Annotated in this window: 14 protein-coding genes; 7 read left to right on the forward strand and 7 right to left on the reverse strand. The window is 73.9% G+C overall.

Features of this window, described 5'->3' with window-relative positions; genetic code table 11:
- Window positions 1-36: 36 nt before the first annotated feature.
- The 4 genes from FHG10_RS15250 to FHG10_RS15265 are packed head-to-tail and all read right to left on the reverse strand — an operon-like array spanning window position 37 to window position 5,609.
- Window positions 37-2,370 (reverse strand): heavy metal translocating P-type ATPase, encoded by a 2,334-nt coding sequence (locus FHG10_RS15250; protein ID WP_152354203.1) that lies wholly within the window; start codon window positions 2,368-2,370, stop codon window positions 37-39.
- Window positions 2,370-4,292 carry a cytochrome c oxidase assembly protein gene (locus tag FHG10_RS15255; protein ID WP_193636348.1) on the reverse strand — a complete coding sequence of 641 codons (1,923 nt, stop codon included), beginning with the start codon at window positions 4,290-4,292 and terminating at the stop codon, window positions 2,370-2,372. The genes FHG10_RS15250 and FHG10_RS15255 overlap by 1 nt, the downstream gene beginning before the upstream one ends.
- 10 nt (window positions 4,293-4,302) lie before the next feature.
- Window positions 4,303-5,226, reverse strand: a complete 924-nt coding sequence (locus tag FHG10_RS15260; protein WP_152354204.1) for a M48 family metalloprotease — start codon at window positions 5,224-5,226, stop codon at window positions 4,303-4,305.
- Entirely contained in the window at window positions 5,223-5,609 is a 387-nt protein-coding gene (locus FHG10_RS15265) for a BlaI/MecI/CopY family transcriptional regulator (RefSeq protein WP_152354205.1), read from the reverse strand. The genes FHG10_RS15260 and FHG10_RS15265 overlap by 4 nt, the downstream gene beginning before the upstream one ends.
- 127 nt (window positions 5,610-5,736) lie before the next feature.
- Between FHG10_RS15265 and FHG10_RS15270 the strand changes: the two genes are divergently transcribed.
- Genes FHG10_RS15270 through FHG10_RS15290 form a run of 5 tightly spaced genes read left to right on the forward strand, consistent with a single transcriptional unit; the run spans window position 5,737 to window position 10,835 of the window.
- A complete protein-coding gene (locus tag FHG10_RS15270; RefSeq protein WP_227488301.1) occupies window positions 5,737-6,573 on the forward strand; it encodes a nucleotidyltransferase family protein in 837 nt (278 codons plus the stop codon).
- Window positions 6,570-7,808, forward strand: a complete 1,239-nt coding sequence (locus FHG10_RS15275) for a galactokinase family protein (protein WP_227488302.1) — start codon at window positions 6,570-6,572, stop codon at window positions 7,806-7,808. The genes FHG10_RS15270 and FHG10_RS15275 overlap by 4 nt, the downstream gene beginning before the upstream one ends.
- Before the next feature lie 4 nt (window positions 7,809-7,812).
- Complete coding sequence (locus tag FHG10_RS15280; protein WP_152354206.1) at window positions 7,813-9,072, forward strand: glutaminase; 1,260 nt, start codon at window positions 7,813-7,815, stop codon at window positions 9,070-9,072.
- Between the two features lie 36 nt (window positions 9,073-9,108).
- A complete protein-coding gene (locus tag FHG10_RS15285) occupies window positions 9,109-9,900 on the forward strand; it encodes a serine/threonine-protein kinase (protein ID WP_152354207.1) in 792 nt (263 codons plus the stop codon).
- 50 nt (window positions 9,901-9,950) lie between these two features.
- Window positions 9,951-10,835 (forward strand): aminotransferase class IV, encoded by an 885-nt coding sequence (locus FHG10_RS15290; protein WP_227488303.1) that lies wholly within the window; start codon window positions 9,951-9,953, stop codon window positions 10,833-10,835.
- Between the two features lie 17 nt (window positions 10,836-10,852).
- Here the strand turns inward: FHG10_RS15290 and FHG10_RS15295 are convergent, their stop codons facing one another.
- Window positions 10,853-11,734, reverse strand: coding sequence for a hypothetical protein (locus FHG10_RS15295; protein WP_152354208.1), 882 nt, complete (start codon window positions 11,732-11,734; stop codon window positions 10,853-10,855).
- A 131-nt stretch (window positions 11,735-11,865) separates the two neighbouring features.
- Here FHG10_RS15295 and FHG10_RS15300 point away from each other — a divergent pair, with 131 nt between their 5' ends.
- The gene (locus tag FHG10_RS15300; protein WP_152354209.1) at window positions 11,866-12,345 is read left to right on the forward strand and encodes an SRPBCC family protein; all 480 of its coding nucleotides are present in this window, start codon (window positions 11,866-11,868) and stop codon (window positions 12,343-12,345) included.
- A 216-nt stretch (window positions 12,346-12,561) separates the two neighbouring features.
- A complete protein-coding gene (locus FHG10_RS15305) occupies window positions 12,562-14,262 on the forward strand; it encodes a DUF222 domain-containing protein (protein WP_152354210.1) in 1,701 nt (566 codons plus the stop codon).
- Here the strand turns inward: FHG10_RS15305 and FHG10_RS15310 are convergent, their stop codons facing one another.
- A complete protein-coding gene (locus FHG10_RS15310) occupies window positions 14,263-16,128 on the reverse strand; it encodes a glycoside hydrolase family 15 protein (protein WP_152354211.1) in 1,866 nt (621 codons plus the stop codon).
- A 53-nt stretch (window positions 16,129-16,181) separates the two neighbouring features.
- Window positions 16,182-17,156 (reverse strand): DMT family transporter, encoded by a 975-nt coding sequence (locus tag FHG10_RS15315; protein WP_227488304.1) that lies wholly within the window; start codon window positions 17,154-17,156, stop codon window positions 16,182-16,184.
- Window positions 17,157-17,173: the final 17 nt, after the last annotated feature.

Consider the following 17,173-nt stretch of genomic DNA (forward strand, 5'->3'; position numbering starts at 1 on the left):
CGGCCGACGGGGACTGCAAGTCGACCCGCGGGGCGCTCAGCGCCCGGAGCGCCCCGAGCGCCCCGAGCGCGGCCGGCGCGAGCGGAAGTTCTGCAGGCGCAGCGAGTTGTGCACGACGAACACCGAGGACAGCGACATCGCGCCCGCAGCGATCAGCGGGTTCAGCAGGCCGATCGCCGCGATCGGGATCGCCGCCACGTTGTAGCCGAAGGCCCACACCAGGTTCGCGCGGATGGTGCGGTTGGTGGCCCGGGAGAGCGCGATCGCGTCGATCACGGCGAAGAGGTCCTCGCGCACCAGGATGATGTCCGAGGACTTCAGGGCGACATCGGTGCCGGTCACCATGCCCAGCCCCAGGTCCGCCGCGGCCAGCGCCGCGGCGTCGTTGATGCCGTCGCCGACCATCGCCACCGAGTGGCCCTCGGCGCGCAGCTCCTCGATCGCGGCGGCCTTGCCCGTGGGCAGCACGCCCGCGCGCACGTCGTCGATGCCGAGGTCCGCGGCCGCGCGCCGGGCGGCGGCCTCGGAGTCGCCGGTGAGCAGCACGGTGCGCAGGCCCGCCTCGTGGAGCGCGGCGATCGCTCCGCGCGCATCGGGCTTGATCTCGTCGGCCAGCACGATCGCGCCGACGGCCCCGCCCTCGCGGGCGACGAGCACGGCCGAGCGCCCGGAGGACTCCGCCTCGCTCACGGTCTCCGCGAGGTCCGCGGGGACGGCGATGTCGAGGCTCTCCATGTGCGCGGGACTGCCCACGGCCACCTGCGCGTCCTCGATCACGGCCTCGACGCCCAGCCCGGGGGTGACGTGGAAGTCGCGGGCCTCGGGGACGTCGGCCACGCGGCTCTCCGCGTGCTCGCGGATCGCCGTGGCCACGGCGTGCTCGGAGGAGGACTCGGCGGCCGACGCCCAGCGCAGCACCTGCGCGGCGCTCGCCTCGCCCGTCACCACCACGCGCTCGACGCTCGGGGCGCCGACCGTGAGGGTGCCGGTCTTGTCGAGGACGACGGTGGTCACGGTGCCGCTCGCCTCGAGGGCGTCCTGGCCCTTGACGAGGATGCCGAGCACGGCGCCGCGCCCCACGCCCACCATCAGCGCGGTGGGCGTCGCGAGGCCGAGCGCGCACGGGCAGGCGATGATGAGCACGCTGATCGCGTTCGAGACGGCGGTGGCGATGTTCGCGCCCAGCAGCAGCCAGACGCCGGCGACGAGCACGCTGAGCACGAGCACGACCGGCACGAACACGCGCACCACGGCGTCCACCGTGCGCTGCACGTCCGCCTTGCGGACCTGCGCCTGCTCGGCGATCGCGGCCATCTGGGCGAGCTGCGTGTGCGCGCCGACGCCCGTCGCCCGCACCACCAGCAGCCCGTCGGTCGAGACGGTGCCGCCCACGACCTCGTCGCCGATCCCGCACGTGCGCAGCACGGACTCGCCGGTCATGGCGCCCGTGTCGAGGGCGGCCGAGCCCTCGACGATCTCCCCGTCGGCCGGGACGGTCTCGCCGGGGCGCACCACGAGCAGGTCGCCGCGGCGCAGCTGATCGATCGCGACCATGGACTCGGCGCCGTCGCGGCGCACGCGCGCCTCGCTCGCCCCGAGCGCCGTGAGCGCGCCGAGGACATCGCCCGCGCGGCGGCGACTGCGGGACTCGAAGTAGCGCCCTGCCAGCTGGAAGGTGGTCATCCCGGCCGCGACGTCGAGGTAGAGGGCGTCGGCCCCGGCCGGTGCGCGCCCGAAGCCGAGCCAGAAGCCGTCCTGCGGCTCGAGGCCCACGAGCATCGAGACGATCGCCCAGCCGAAGGACACCGCGATCCCGATCGAGACCAGGGTGTCCATGGAGACCGCGCCGTGGCGCAGGTTCCGCAGCGTCATCCGGTGGAAGGGCCAGGCGGCCCAGGTGACCACCGGGATCGCGAGCAGCACGCACAGCAGGGCCCAGCCCGGGAACCGCCACTGCGGCACCAGGGCGAGCACGAGCGAGACGTCCATCAGCGGGATCGTCAGCAGCGCGGCCGCGATCAGCCGGCGCCGCAGCGAGGTGATGCGCATCTCCGTCGCCCGGCGGGACCAGGTGTCGTCGGCCTCGTCGTGCACGGCGGCGTCGTAGCCGGCGGCGCGGATCAGGGTGATCGCCTCGTCCGGAGCCTCGATGCCGGTGACCAGGGCGCGCTCGGTCGCGTAGTTCACCGTCGCGGAGATGCCGTCGGCCTTGTTGAGCTTGCGCTCGATGCGGTTCGCGCAGGCCGCGCAGGTCATCCCGGAGACGTCGAAGCTCCAGCGCTCGGCCGGATCGATCGGGGCGGGAGCGGTCGCGGGGGAGGCGGAGTCCCCGTCGGGGGGCGTCCGGGACTCGAGCACGGGCGGGGTCATCAGCTGCCCTTCCTGTCCGAGAGCTTCTTGAGCATCTCGTTGTACGCGTCGAACTCGTCGTCGAGCCCGCGATCCATGTGGCGGTCGCGGCGCCGGGCCTCGACGTCGTCCTGCCGGGCCCACTGCACGCCGAGCGCGATGATCGCGATCACGAGCGGCACCTCGCCGCCCGCCCAGGCCACGGACCCCGCGACCTGCTGGGAGTGGGCGAGGTCCGCCCACGGCAGGTCGAGGTAGGTGTAGTAGGTCTCCGCGAGGATCGTGGAGCTCGAGATGATGGCGACGCCGAAGAAGGCGTGGAACGGCATCGCCGCGAGGATGTAGCCGAGGCGGCCGATGTGCGGCAGCGGCCGCGGCGGGCGGTCCACGCCGATGATGAGGCTGTAGTAGAGGTAGCCGACGATCAGGAAGTGCAGGTTCATCAGCTGGTGCGCCCAGTGGTAGCGCATCATCAGCCCGAACAGCGGGGAGAAGTACAGGCCGTAGTAGCTGCCGATGAACACGATGAACACGAGCGCCGGGTGGTACACGGTGCGCAGCACGGACCAGTTCAGCGCCTGCGTGATCCAGGCGTGGATGCCCACGGTCCGCGCGTGCGCCGCCGACGCGCGCAGCATCAGCGTGATGATCCCGCCCTGGACCAGGAAGATCGGCGCCAGCATGCCCAGGCTCATGTGCACGGCCATGTGCACGCCGAAGTCGGGCGCCGAGTAGCGGCCGATCCCGCTGTTGGTCGCGAGCAGCACCACCAGCCAGCCGGCGATCCAGAAGATCGTGCGAGAGAGCGGCCAGCGGTCCTCGCGCCGCCGCAGCGAGACCACCATCGCGAGGTAGAGCACGATCATGCCGAGCGAGAGCACGCCGAACAGCAGATTCAGTCGTCCGGTGGAGACCAGCACCTCGGCCGTGGGCGCCTCGGGCACCTCGTAGCCCATGAAGACCTCGGGGATCGAGGTGGGCATGAAGTACTGGGGCGGCGGGATCCGCAGCATCGCCGCGCCGGCGCCGAGCACGGCGAGCAGCAGCACGCCGAGCGCCGCGACCCGTCGGCCCCCGAGGGTCCCCGAGCCCCGCATCAGCAGCAGCGCGCCCATCGCGAGCAGCAGCAGGATCCGCACGCCCTCGAGCGCCGCGGTCGGGGTGGCGAGCGCGCCGGCGCCCTGGAGCTTGAACCAGGCGAGGAAGACCTCGAGCACGAGCGCCGCGGGCACGCCGATCCGCGCCAGCAGGCGCAGGCGGCCGCGGTCGGTCTGCGGGGCGCCCGCCGCGCCGAGGATCGCATCGATCAGCAGCGGGGCGAGCAGCAGACCGACCACGAGGGTCTGCAGGGTGCCGGCGTCCGAGCCGACGTCGTGGTTCGGGCCGACGAGGATCTGCCCGACGACGACCGGCGCGAGGATGCCGATGCAGCCCGCCCAGAGGGCGAGCAGGAGAGTCGCCCAACGGGTCGCGAGGAAGGCGGTGAGGACGACGACGAGCGCCGCGACCGCGGTGACCGTCCAGGCCCGCGGCATGTACCCGAACGAGTACACCCGCAGCATCGTGTCGGGGTTGATCACCCGCGAGAGGGCCAGGCCGTTGGTGTCGGCGGCGCTCGCGACGATGCTCGCGAGCGAGAGCACGCACCAGCTGATCGAGGAGACGAGCAGCGCGGTGAGATCGGGCGCGGACTGCACGCGCCGCGCGGTCCTGCGGGTGCGTCCGTGCAGGAAGGTGACCGTGACCAGGGATCCCAGGGTGAGCACTCCCGCGAGGGCGGCCGCGGACTCGACGAGCCCCGCGACCATCGCGGTGGTCGCCCCCGGGTACTCGCGGTGGATGGAGGTGAAGAGCTGCTCGCCGAGCGCGGCGTCGGCGATCAGCGGCGGCACGCACACGAGCGCGACCGCCACGGCGATCCACGCGACGACTCGGGTTCTCACGCCCAGAACTCTACTTCGTGTAGACGTTCCCGGCCGGGCCGGGAAGGGGTGCTGGAGCCGAGGTCACACGGTCCTGGGCGCCGCGGGCGGCGAGGCGCTCGGCGCGCACCAGCAGTGCGGGCGAGGCCACGAGGGCGTGGGAGGCGCGCAGCCCTGCGAGCAGCCGCCCCTCGCCGACGGCGCGGGCGGCGGCATCGTCGGCCGCGAGCTCGGTGAGCAGGTGCACGCGCCCCACCAGGAGGCGGCGCAGCGCGGAGCGCCGGGGCAGGCACGCGGCGTGCCAGGCGCACAGCCGCCGCATCTCGCCGTGGCGGCCGCGCAGGTGGGCGACCTCGTGCGCGAGCACCCCGCGCAGCTCGGCGGCGGTGAGGGCCTCGCGGGCCTGCCGCGACACCGTGATCTCGGGGTGGCGTCCGCCGATCGCGTGGGCGATGAGGCGCGGGTCGTCGACCTCGTAGAGCACCGCTCCGGTCTCGGCGTCGAAGGCCATGCGCACGGTGGCGGGGGAGCGGGGCGCGGCGGAGCCGTGCGCGCTGGGGCGGGCTGCGCCCGGCCCCTCCGCATCGAGCAGCGCGTCCTCGGCCACGGCGTCAGCATCGACGCCGCCCGCCGACGCGCTCCGCGACGGCCCCCCGAGCGCGAGCGCCGCGAGAACTCCCGCGCCGCCGAGCCCGACCCACGCGAGCAGCACGAGCGCGAGCGCCCGCGCTGCGCCGGAGAGGGAGACGGCTCCCGTCGGCCCCGAGAAGGCGACGAGCAGGCCCGCGGCCAGGACCGAGCCGGCCGCGAGCACCACGCCCGCCGCGCCGATCGCGAGCCACAGTCCGAGCGCGAGCCGCGGATGCCAGACCTGCCAGCGGCCCGCGACGAGGGGGAGCACGGAGGCCGGCGCGCACAGCAGCGCCCCGGCCAGCACGAGAAGCAGCACGATCACGAGGCCGCGCCCCGTGGTCGGCGCGCGTCGATCGCCCGGCGCATGAGCTCGATGTCCTCGCTGCTCAGGGTGTCGGCGAAGGCGAGGAGCGCGCCGCGGCGGTCGTCGGCCTCCTCGAGCGTCTCGACCATGTCGCGGGCGTGGGCCTCGGCGCTGCTCACGCGCGGGCGGAAGCGCACCTTGCGCGGCGAGAGCGCCTCCCGCTCGACCATCCCCTTCTCCTCGAGGCGCGTGAGCACCGTGAGGACGGTCGTGTACGCGGGGACGGGGTCGGCGAAGGTGCCGAGGATCGCGCGGGCGCCGAGCGCCTCGTCGGCCTGCCAGAGAGCACGCATGACCAGCGCCTCCAGGGCGCCGTTCGAGCGTGCGCGCACGCCTGCCATGGGCGGATCTCCTCGGGTGGACGGGGTGGGGACGACCCGCGCAACTCTACACGGCGTGGTGCTGATCCGGCCGCTCCGTCGGCCCGTCTCCCGGCCCTCCGGGGTGAAGCCTTCTACACTCGTCCCCGTGAGCGAGACGACGACGAGCCCTGCCGCCCCCGTGACCCGTGCCGTGATCCTCGCCCGCGGGCTCGGCACCCGCATGCGGAGGGCCGACGACGGCGCGCAGGTCGACGAGAAGCAGGCGGCGGTCGCCGCGAGCGGCGTGAAGGCCCTCATCGACGTGGGCCGCCCCTTCCTGGACTTCGTGATCAGCGCCCTCGCGGACGTCGGCGTCACCGAGGTGTGCCTGGTCATCGGCCCCGAGCACGACGCCCTGCGCGAGTACGCCGAGCGCACGAGCGGCGGGCGCGTCACCGTCACCACCGCGATCCAGACCGAGCCCCGCGGCACGGCCGACGCGGTCGCCGCCGCCCGCGACTTCGCCGGCGACCAGCGCGTGATCGTCCTGAACTCCGACAACCACTACCCGGCGGATGCCCTGCGCGCCCTCGCCGCCGCCCCCGGCAGCGCCCTGGTCGGCTTCGACCGCGAGGCCCTCGTCGCGCAGTCGAACATCCCCGCCGAGCGCATCCGCGCCTTCGCCCTCGTGGACGTCGACGAGCGCGGCCACCTGCGGGACATCGTCGAGAAGCCCGACGCGCAGACCCTGGCCGCCTTCGGCGACGACGCCCCCGTCTCCATGAACGCGTGGCTGTTCACCCCCGGCATCTTCGAGGCCTGCGCACGCATCGACCCCTCCCCGCGCGGCGAGTACGAGGTGATCGACGCCGTGCGCCGTCAGGTCGCAGACGGCGAGGTCTTCACCGTGGTGCCCGCCGCCGCGGGCGTGCTCGACATGTCCTCGCGCGGGGACATCGCCTCGGTCCAGGAGGCGCTCGCGGGCATCGAGGTGCAGCTGTGAGCGCGCCCTCCCCCCTGCCCGACGAGGTCGCCTGGTTCGTCCCGGGCCGCGTCGAGATGCTCGGCAAGCACACCGACTACGCCGGCGGGCGCTCCCTGCTGGCCGCCGTCGACCGCGGCCACACCGTCACCGCTCGCGCCCGCGAGGACCGGACGCTGCTGGTCACGAGCTCCATCGCCCGGGAGACCCTCGAGATCGACCTCGACGCCGAGCCCACCGGACGGCTCGGTGCGGGCCACTGGTCCGGCTACGTGCGCACCGTCGTCGACCGGCTGCGCGCGAACTTCCCCGGCCGCTCCCGCGGCGCCGAGATCACCATCGAATCGGACCTGCCGCTCGCGGCCGGGATGTCGAGCTCCTCGGCGCTCGTCGTCGGCCTCGCCCTCGCCTACGGCGAGCTCTGCCGGATGGGCGACGAGCCCGCCTACCGGGAGGTCGTCACCGATCGCGAGCGCCTCGCCGAGTACCTCGGCTGCGTCGAGAACGGCCAGAGCTACGGCCCGCTCGCCGGCCGCCGCGGTGTGGGCACCTTCGGCGGCAGCGAGGACCACGTCGCGATGCTGTGCGGCCGCGGGGGACAGATGGTCCAGTACTCCTTCTGCCCCGTCGCCTTCGAGCGCGCCGTGCCCTTCGCCGAGGACCGCGCCCTGGTCATCGCCGTCTCCGGTGTGCAGGCGGAGAAGACCGGCTCCGCCCTCGAGCGCTACAACCGCGTCTCCCTCTCCGCCCGGGACATCGTGGGCATCTGGAACGAGCGCACCGGCCGCGACGACGCGACGCTCGGCGACGTCGTGGCCGCCGACCCCGGCGCCGCGGACGAGCTGCGCGCCCTGATCGACCCCGGCACCTACCTCTCCGCCCGCCTCTCCCAGTTCCTCGAGGAGTCCGAGCGGATCATCCCGGCGGCCACCGACGCGCTCGCGAGCGGCGACCTGACCGCCTTCGGGGGCCTCGTCGACGAGTCGCAGCAGCTCGCCGAGGAGGGCCTGGGCAACCAGACGCCCGAGACCGTCGCCCTGCAGCGCCTGGCCCGCGAGATGGGGGCCGACGCCGCCAGCGCCTTCGGCGCGGGCTTCGGCGGCAGCGTCTGGGCGATGGTCCCCGCTGAGCGCGCGGACCGCTTCGCCGTCGACTGGGTCGACCGCTACGCCGACACCTTCCCCGTCGCCGGCCGCGCCGCGACCTGGCTGGTCACGAGACCGGGACCGCCCGCCCACCGGGTGCGGAGCGCCTGAGGTCGTGCGCAGCCCCGTCGACGAGTACCTCGCGCAGATCCTCGCGGAATGCGCGGAGGACAACGGCGCCGTCGCCGACTTTATCCCCGAGCTCGCCGCGGCCGACCCCGATCCGCTCGCCGTGGCCCTGTGCACCCCCGACGGCACCCTCTACAGCGCGGGGGACGCCGAGCGCCGCTTCACCATCCAGTCGATCTCCAAGCCCTTCGCCTACGCGCTCGCGCTGCGCGACCACGGCATCGACGCGGTGCTCGAGAAGGTCGGCGTCGAGCCGTCGGGCGACGCCTTCAACGAGATCAGCCTCGAGGAGCGCACCGGCCGCCCCGAGAACCCGATGATCAACATCGGCGCCATCACCACCCACACCCTCGTCGGCCCCGCCGACCTCGACGAGGACGCCCGCACCGCCCGCGTCATCGAGGGCCTGGGCGCCTTCGCGGGCCGCGAGCTCGCGGTCGACGAGGACGTCTTCGCCTCCGAGATGTCCGAGGTCTGGCGGAACCTGGCGCTGGCCTCCCTGGTGCGCGCGAACGGCATCATCTCCGGTTCCCCCGAGGAGGCGGTGCGCGGGTACACGCGCCAGTGCGCGGCGCTCGTGGACGTGCGCGACCTCGCCGTGATGGGCATGACCCTGGCCCGCGGCGGCGTGAACCCGCTGACCGGCGACCAGGTCGTCCCCGAGGAGGTCGCCCGCCAGGTGCTCTCGGTGATGACGAGCTGCGGCATGTACGACGCGGCGGGGGACTGGCTCTCGACCGTCGGCATCCCCGCGAAGTCGGGCGTCGCCGGGGGCATCCTGGGCGCGCTGCCCGGGCAGGTGGGCGCGGGCACCTTCTCCCCGCGCCTGGACCGCTTCGGCAACTCGGTGCGCGGGGTGCGGGTCTTCGAGCGCCTGAGCCGCGACATGAACCTGCACCTGATGCGGATCCCCGAGCCGTCGCTCGAGGTCATCGGCCGCCGCGAGCGGACGCTGCGCGGGCGCCGCCTGGTCGTGCTGCAGGGCGCGCTCGACTTCGCCTCGGCCGAGATGGCGCTGCGGCACTTCGAGCGCATCGATCCGAGCGAGGGCGACGTGGTGGTGGACGTCGGCATGGTCTCCTCCCTCAACGACGTGGCGCGGCGCATGCTCCACGAGGGCCTCGCGCGCCTCGCGGCCGACGGGCACCGCGTGGTCGTCGTCGACCCCCACGGCCGTCTCGGGGACCTCGGCGGCGGGCGCTTCCCCCACATCGCCCGCGTGGTCTCGGACCGCCGGGACGAGTAGGGCCGTCCCGACCGGCTCCTGTGCCACGATGAGCCCATGCCCGCTTTCGACTGGCCGCACGACGCCTCGCCCCTGCCCATCGAGCCCCTGCGCGGGGCCATCGACCGCCTGACCGCGCTCGCCGCCCGCCACGAGAGCGCGCTCGAGCTCATCGCGCCCCTCGAGGTCGAGGACGAGTCGGGCACCGCGGCGCTCGCAGGCGGCGTCGCCGGCGACCCGCGCGCCTACCTCCCGCCCGTGCTCGCGAGCATCGCCGACGAGTTCGGCGGCATCCGGGTGCTCGGCGGCGACGCCGCGCTCACGATCGTGGTCGACGAGCGCAGCGACCTGGGCCCCTACACGATCCTCACGGACCCGGTCTCCTTCACCCCGCTGTACGAGGGCGACGACGTGGCCGTGGTCCTCGCGATCGATGAGCACGGCGCGGCGGGCCCGGTGTTCGCGATCGGCGAGGACCTCGCTCTCACTCTCGTCGCCCCCGATCTCGCCGACTACGTGCAGCGCTTCACGGAGGCCCTCGACCTCGCACTCGTCGCCCCGGCCGGGGGCGAGGTCGCGGCGGCCGACGCCGAGCTCGTCGCCGAGCGCATGGAGGAGTCCTTCTTCGCGCCCCTGTTCGCCGAGGACCCCGAGCGCGCCATCGCCCTGAGCGTCGGGATCCCGGCCGGCATCGACGCCCCCGAGCACGCGATCGCCGCCGCTGACCTCCGCCGCGCGGCCCCCGGCGCGCGCGTCGAGGTCATGGACGCCGAGCTGCCGGGCGACCCGCTCGAGATCGGCATCGCCTGGCGCGACGGAGGGTTCGTGGTGGTGGTGACGGGCGAATGAGCGCGCGTAGAATCGGCCGTTCCCCTCGCAGCGCCCGCTAAGGAGTCGTCGTGTCCTCTCGTCCTGCCGTCCTGGTGATGATCCCCGGGGTCGCCGCCGATCCCGAGCTCAAGGCTCGACCGGCGTTCCGCCTGGTCGATGAGGGCACCTCGCAGCTGCGCGTCACCGATCTCGCCGCGACCAGGGGCGACGGCGTCTTCGAGACCGTCGGCGTGTTCGACGGCCGCGCCGCGAACCTCACCCCGCACCTCGAGCGCCTGCAGCGCAGCGCCCGCATGCTCGACCTGCCCGAGCTCGATCGCGACGTGCTCTCCCAGGCGGTCGATGCGGCCGTGACCGCGCACCTGCCGGTCCCCGAGCTGCTCGTGAAGATCGTCGTCTCCCGCGGCGTCGAGGGGCAGCCCCGGCCCACCGCCTGGGTCTTCGCGGACGCCGCCCCGAGCTACGCCTCCGCCCGCGCGGGCCTGCGCGTCGCGGCCCTGGACCGCGGCATCCCCACCACCGCACCCCGGACCAGCCCGTGGCTGCTCGCGGGCGCGAAGAGCCTCTCCTACGCGATCAACATGGCCGGTCTGCGCGAGGCCGCGCGGCGCGGGGCCGACGAGGTCCTGTTCGTCTCCTCCGACGGCTATGCGCTCGAGGGGCCGACGTCGACCCTGCTGGTCAAGCAGGGCGACCGCTTCCTCAGCACGCCGGTGGATGCGGGCGTGCTGCCGGGGACGAGCCTGGGGTCCGTGTTCGAGCTGGTGCGCGGCGAGGGCTCCGAGGCCGCGGAGGAGCTGATGACGCCCGCGCAGGTGGCCGAGGCGGACGGCGCCTGGCTGCTCTCCTCGGTGCGACTGGCCTGCCCGATCACGCATCTCGACGATGCGGAGCTGCCCGTGGACCGGGAACTCACCGATCGTCTCAGCGCGGCGATCGCCGGGCGGAAGTAGGGAAGCGAGCAGGTCCCTCAGGCGGCCCGGCGGAGGAGCGCGGGCGGCGCCCACGGCGTCATCCGCTGCCCGCGGCGGCGGCCCGCGGCCCGTCGGCCGCTCCGGCGCGCCTCGTCGCGTCCCGAATAGGGGAGGTCGATCCACGCGTGCGCTGCGGCGACGGCGGGGCGCACGTGCTCGCGCAGGAGCGCGGCGACGCCGTCGACGTGCTCGGCCGGCACCACGAGGACGTCGACCATGGGCCGGGTCCAGTGGGTGTCGGCCCCGTGGTCGTCGAACACCATGATGGTCTGCTCGGGCGTCGAGCAGACGCGGGCGAGGGTGCGCACGAAGTCGCGGTCGCGCACGTCGGACCAGATGTGCGGGCGGCCGTCGAGGCGGACCGTCGCGGTGGTGAGCAGCTGCGAGCGCACCCGCAGGTCGCTCACCTCGATCTCGGGCAGGCGGGCCCCGGTGTCCGAGCACAGGCGCTGGGCGACCTTGTGGATGCTGCGCGCGAGCTGCTCGGCGCTCGGCGCGGACTCCCCGAAGAGGTCCGCGCGGGGCGGCAGCACGCGGTGGCGGCCGCCGATCACGTAGCGCCCGTCGATCCGCTCGTGCAGCAGCCACCAGAAGGCGCAGCGCTGCAGGCCGGGGACCGGGGGAGTGGTCTCGGGCTGCTCGTCCGCGGCGGGTACGAGCTCGAGGTCGCGGCGCGAGGCGGTGCGGACGGCGCGGGCCACGGCCTCGGCGGTGACGTGCTCGCGCAGGGTGAGGCCGAGCGCGGCGAGCATGCCGACCTGCCGGTCGATGCTCGGAGCCGGCGCTCCGGCGCGCAGGACGTCGTCGACGGGCGCCGTGTGCGCATCGTGCGCTCCGTCCCCGTTCAGCAGGGTGCGCATCCGATCCGTGATGCTCATGGCGACCTCCTTCTTCTCGTCGAGCTGCGGCTGCAGGACCACCGTATGCAGGGCCCTCCCGTCGGCAGGTGACATGCAGGCGAACACTTCGCGTCGAGTGCACGACGGAGTGCTCGGGGCAGAATCGGGGCATGACCTACGAGATCGAGGATTCCCTGATCGTCCCGGGCACTCCCGAGGACGTGTACGCCCTGCTCAGCGACGTGACCCGCACGGGCGAATGGAGCCAGCAGTGCTATCGCTGCGCGTGGGACGACGACGCCCGCGGCACGGGTGCGCGCTTCACCGGCTGGAACCGCACGCCCGAGCGGGAATGGCACACCACCTCGGAGGTCGTCGCCGACGTCCCGGGCGAGCACTTCGCCTGGTCCGTCGGCCCCGGTCGCGCGGAATGGGGGTACCGGATGGAGCCGGCCGACGGGGCCGACGGGGCCGACGGGCCGCGCACCCTGCTCACCGAGTACACGCGCACCACGCCGCTGTTCGAGACCACCTTCGCCGAGCGCTACGGAGACCGCGCCGAGGAGGAGATGGCGACGCGCCGCACGGCTGCGGAGGCCGGCATCCCCGCCACGCTCGAGGCGATCCGGAGGGTGCTCGCGGGGGAATGAGAGGAGGAGTGCGCGACGCGCGCCGAGCGGCCTGATCTGCTCGACAGCCTCACTGGTCACGGCGTTATGAGCGACCGACACCGCGCGCTCCGTTCCTCCCCAGCCCCCACTTTTCCACCACCTCCATCTAACTCTTCCGCATGTCCGATTCGCCCGATACGATGGGTCACGAATCGAACGAGTGTTCGACGCCTAGCTGTGGAGGGAGGGGACAGGATGACCGTGCTCGACCCGGGGCCGCGCCAGGAGATCCTCGGCGACCATGCCCTGTTCCCCGGCGTGGTTCTCCCGCGCGAGCGGGCGGAGCTGCTGCGCGCCCAGCAGGCCGAGCGGGCCGCCCAGGACCCGGTCCAGCGCATCTGCCCGCGCTCGCCGAGGCCGCTCACGCGCGAGTCCGTCGCCGGCCGCGTCGACGTGTCGCCCACCCTCGAGGTCACCGAGCGCGTCCAGAGCATCTGGGACCAGGGTGTGCGCGAGTCCCGCGAGCTCGCCGAGTCCCTCTCCGCTCTCGCGCCGTCGTGGCGCGGGCGCGACACGGGCGGCTGCACCGCGGAGGACGCCCAGTGCGAGGACCTGCTGGTCGCGGCCGCGCTGCGCTGCTCGGACACCGTCGCCTATCGCCGCATCCGCGACGGCCACCGCGCCGTGGATCTCTGCCCGCGCATCTTCGCCCGCCTGCGGGCAGGCGAGTTCCCCGCCGCCTGGTTCCGCGAGCTGCTGCGCCGCACCCTCGGCCTCGCCGACGAGGAGATGACGCTGGTCGACGCGACCGTGAGCGCCTGGGACCCGGGCATCACCTCCGAGCACTTCAGCCGCTGCCTCGGCACCGTCGTCGCGACGCTCCTGGAGCGACGCGAGCTGCCGCCACGCCTCGACGTCGAAGCGCGGCGCCGGGTCGAGTTCGAGCACGGCGGGGACGACGGCACCGCATGCCTGCGGATCGTCGGCCCCGTCCCCGAGCTGCTGCAGCTCGCCCGCCGGCTCGACGATGCTGCGCGCACGCTCCAGGCCGCCCAGCGCCACGCGCTCGAGGCCGGAGTCGAGGTCCCCCTGGACCCGCAGGGCCGCGCAGTCGAGCGGGGACGGCCCCTGTCATTGACCGAGCTGCGCTACCACCTGCTCACCACGGCAGATCTGGACACCGACGGCATGGGCCTGAGCCCCGCCTCCTTCCGCATGAACGTGACGGTCCCGCTGCTCACGCTCATGGGTCACAGCGACGCCCCCGGCATGCTCGACGGGCGGATCCCGATGCCGGCCGAGATGGCCCGCGAGCTCGCCGCCGGCGAGGACGCCTGGTACCGGCTGCTCACCGACCCGGTGAGCGGGGAGTTCCTGCCCGCGCCCGCCGAGCGCTACTCGGCGCCGCAGGCCATGCGGGAGCACCTGCGCGTGCGGATGACGACCCGCGCGGTGCCCGGCTGCCGGCGCCCCGCATCCTGCGCGACCGAGGCCGACCACATCGAGGAGTACGACCACGAGGACCCGCTCCACGGGGGCCGCACCGCCGTGGACAACCTCCACCTGCTGTGCTGGAAGCACCACGCCCTGAAGACTTCCCGCCGGATCGACCCGGTGCGCGTGGACGCCTCCCATTCGCCGACCGGCCGCACCGGAACCTTCTGGAGCATCGACGAGGAGATGCAGATCTTCCAGGAGGACGACACGGACCTCGCGACCCCCGCGATCGTGACCGACCTCGAGGACTCCTGGGCACGGATCCAGCTCCGGAGGGCCCAGCACGAAGCCGCCTCGGCCGATGGCGACCCACCGCAGGATCATCCGCCCGACGGCCCCGCACCCGAGGAGGGCTCCTCGCTCGGGCCACCGGATGCGCCGCCTGTGGAGAAGCCGTCATCCGCTCCCGCCGCGCCCCCTGACCCCGAGATCGGCAGCGCACCGCCACCGCCGTTCTGATCAGCGCGCGGCGCTGCCCGTCTCCCCCTGCGGCTGCGCTGCGCCCTCCGCCTCGCACAGCGCATCGACCGCGCGCACCAGGGCCAGATGGCTGAAGGCCTGCGGGAAGTTGCCGGCCATGCGGTAGTGGGCGCCGTCGTACTCCTCGGAGAACAGCATGAGATCGTTCCCGCAGGCCAGGACGCGATCCAGCATCTGCCGGGCGTCCTCGGTGCGACCCGCCCGCGCGTAGTACTCGGCGAGCCAGAAGCAGCACGCCAGGAACGGATTCTCGTTCCCACGGAGCCCGTCCTGGCCCGTCGTGCGATACCGCAGCACCAGACCACCCTCGGTCATCAGGTCCTCCTCGATCCGGCGCACCGTGGCGAGCATGCGCGGATCCTCCGGGTCCACGAAGCCGATCCGGGCGAGCTGCAGCAGCGAGGCATCGACCTCGGTGCTGCCGTAGGTCTGGGTGAACGCCCCGTCGGGCCCCACGCCCTCGCGCAGGATCTCCGCCCGCAGCTGGTCGCGCGCCGCCCGCCACCGCTCGAGCTCACCGTCCTTCGCGCGCAGCCCGTGCTCCTCGACACCGCGGACCGCCCGGTCGAATCCGGCCCACATCATCACCCGCGAGTGCGTGAAGAACGCGGGCTCCCCGCGCATCTCCCACAGGCCCTGGTCCTTCGTCCCCAGGTGCTCGCAGGCGAACGACAGCAGTGCGCGCTGCAGCGACCACGACCACGTGGTCTCCTCGAGCCCCGCCTCGCGCATGGCCGCGAAGCCCACCAGCACCTCGCCCACCACATCGCCCTGGTACTGGGCCGCGGCGCCGTTGCCGATCCGCACCGGTCGCGAGCCCGCGAACCCGGAGAGGTGCGCCAGCTCCCTCTCCGGCAGCGAGCGCTCCCCGGAGATGGAGTACATGATCTGCATGTGCTCGGGGTCCCCGGCGATCGCGCGCAGCAGCCAGTCCCTCCAGCCCACCGCCGCCTCCACGTGCCCGTGCGCGAGCAGGGCCTCGAGCGAGAGTGCCGCATCGCGCAGCCAGCAGTAGCGGTAGTCCCAGTTGCGCTCCCCGCCGAAGTCCTCCGGCAGGCTCGCCGTGGGTGCCGCGACGATGCCGCCCGCTATCACGTCGGAGAGGCCGTGCAGCACGAGCAGCGAGCGCGTCACCTCCGATCGGTAGCGGTCATCGACCTCGACGCGCCCCAGCCACTCGCGCCACGCCGCCGCCGTGCGCTCGATCGCGACCTGCGGATCCACGGGCCTCGGCAGTGCCGTCCACGAGGGATGCCAGGTCATCGTCCACGCCTGCTCCTCGCCCGCATGCAGCGCGTGCCGCCCCGTGTGCACGTGGTCGCTCGCCGTGAGGCCCGGGCCGCGCAGGGCCAGCGCGCTCGCGCCGGCCACCGCGGAGACCACCGAGGCGCCATCCGGGTCCTCGCGCCGCCGCACCCACGGGACCACGTCCCCGTACTCGAAGCGGATCCGCAGCTCCTGTTCGACCTCGACGCTGCCCTCGGTGCAGCGGACCAGGCGCACGAGGTCGGCGCGCTCGTCGGCCGACGGGTCCTCGGCGGCCTCCTCAGGCGTGATGTCCGAGGGCATCATGTCGATGACCTGCGCGGTCCCGTCGGGCCCCTTCCACGTGGTCTCGAGGATCATCGTGCCCTCGAGGTACCGGCGCGAGGCGGCCTCGCCGCCGCGGATGCCCAGCGTCCAGTGCCCGTTGCGGTCGTCCCCCAGCAGCGCGCACAGCGCGGCGGGGGAGTCGAAGCGCGGCATGCACAGCCAGTCGACGCGGCCCTCGCGCGTGACGAGGGCCGCCCCTCGGCGGTCGGACAGCAGGGCGTGGTCCTCGATGCGGTGCTCGCGATGCTCCATGCCTCCCGATTCTGCACCCGCGGGCGCAGACGGCGGTCAGGATCCGGGCGAGGTCAGGAGGCGCGCCCCCTGCGCGCGGGGCCGATGCCCGCGGTGACGGCTGCTGCGACGAGGGTGAGGACCGCGCCGACCAGGGTGAGCGGGGTGAGGTGCTCAGCGCCCGTGGGGGCGAGGACGTCCAGCAGCACGGAGCCCACGATCTGTCCGGCGATCGTCGTCATCGCCAGGGTGAGCACGCCCAGCGGGGCCGCGAGCCGCGCCGCCACCGCGATGAACACGACGCCGATGGCGCCGCCCAGGTAGAGCAGAGGATTCGCGGGCAGCGGGGCCGGGCCCTGCCCGACGACGAGGGCGTGGACCACCGCGACCAGCACGAGCAGCGCGGTGCCCACGACGAAGTTCCCGAGCGTGGCGATCATGTAGTGCCCGGTGTGCTGGGAGACCCTGCCGTTGACCGCCTGCTGCAGTCCCATCGCGGCCCCCGCGACCACGGGCAGCACGAGCAGGGGCCAGGGGACGTCGCCGCCCACGCCCGAGGACATCGCGAGCCCCACCGCGAGCACCATCAGCGCGGCCCCGATCAGGCGGGGCGCGGTGAGCGGGCGGACGCCGCCGGGGCCGAGGCCGACACGGTCCACGACCAGGCCGGTGACGGTCTGACCGGCGACGACGCAGACGATGAACAGGGCCACCCCGATCAGGGCGACGGTGAAGGTCTGGCCGAGCACGAAGGTCGCCCCGCCGATCCCGCCCAGCGCGAGCGGCCAGGGGAGGGCGCCGATGCGCAGATCGTGGCCGAAGGATGCTGCGCGCTCTCGCAGAGACCTCCGGGAGAGCACGATGACCAGCACGATCACGAGGCCCGTGCCGAACGAGATGGCCGAGGCGCTGAAACCGTCGGCGAGCTCGGTGGACAGGCGCGAGTTGATGCGCGACTGCACGGCGGAGAGCAGTCCGCCCGCCAGAGCGACCGGCAGCGCCCAGCCCGGAGCACGGCCCAGCGAGAAGGAGAGAGGGGAGGATGCCACGGGGGTCCACTCTAGGT

Source organism: Brachybacterium subflavum (assembly GCF_009299795.1).
GTDB classification, from domain to species: Bacteria; Actinomycetota; Actinomycetes; order Actinomycetales; family Dermabacteraceae; genus Brachybacterium; species Brachybacterium subflavum.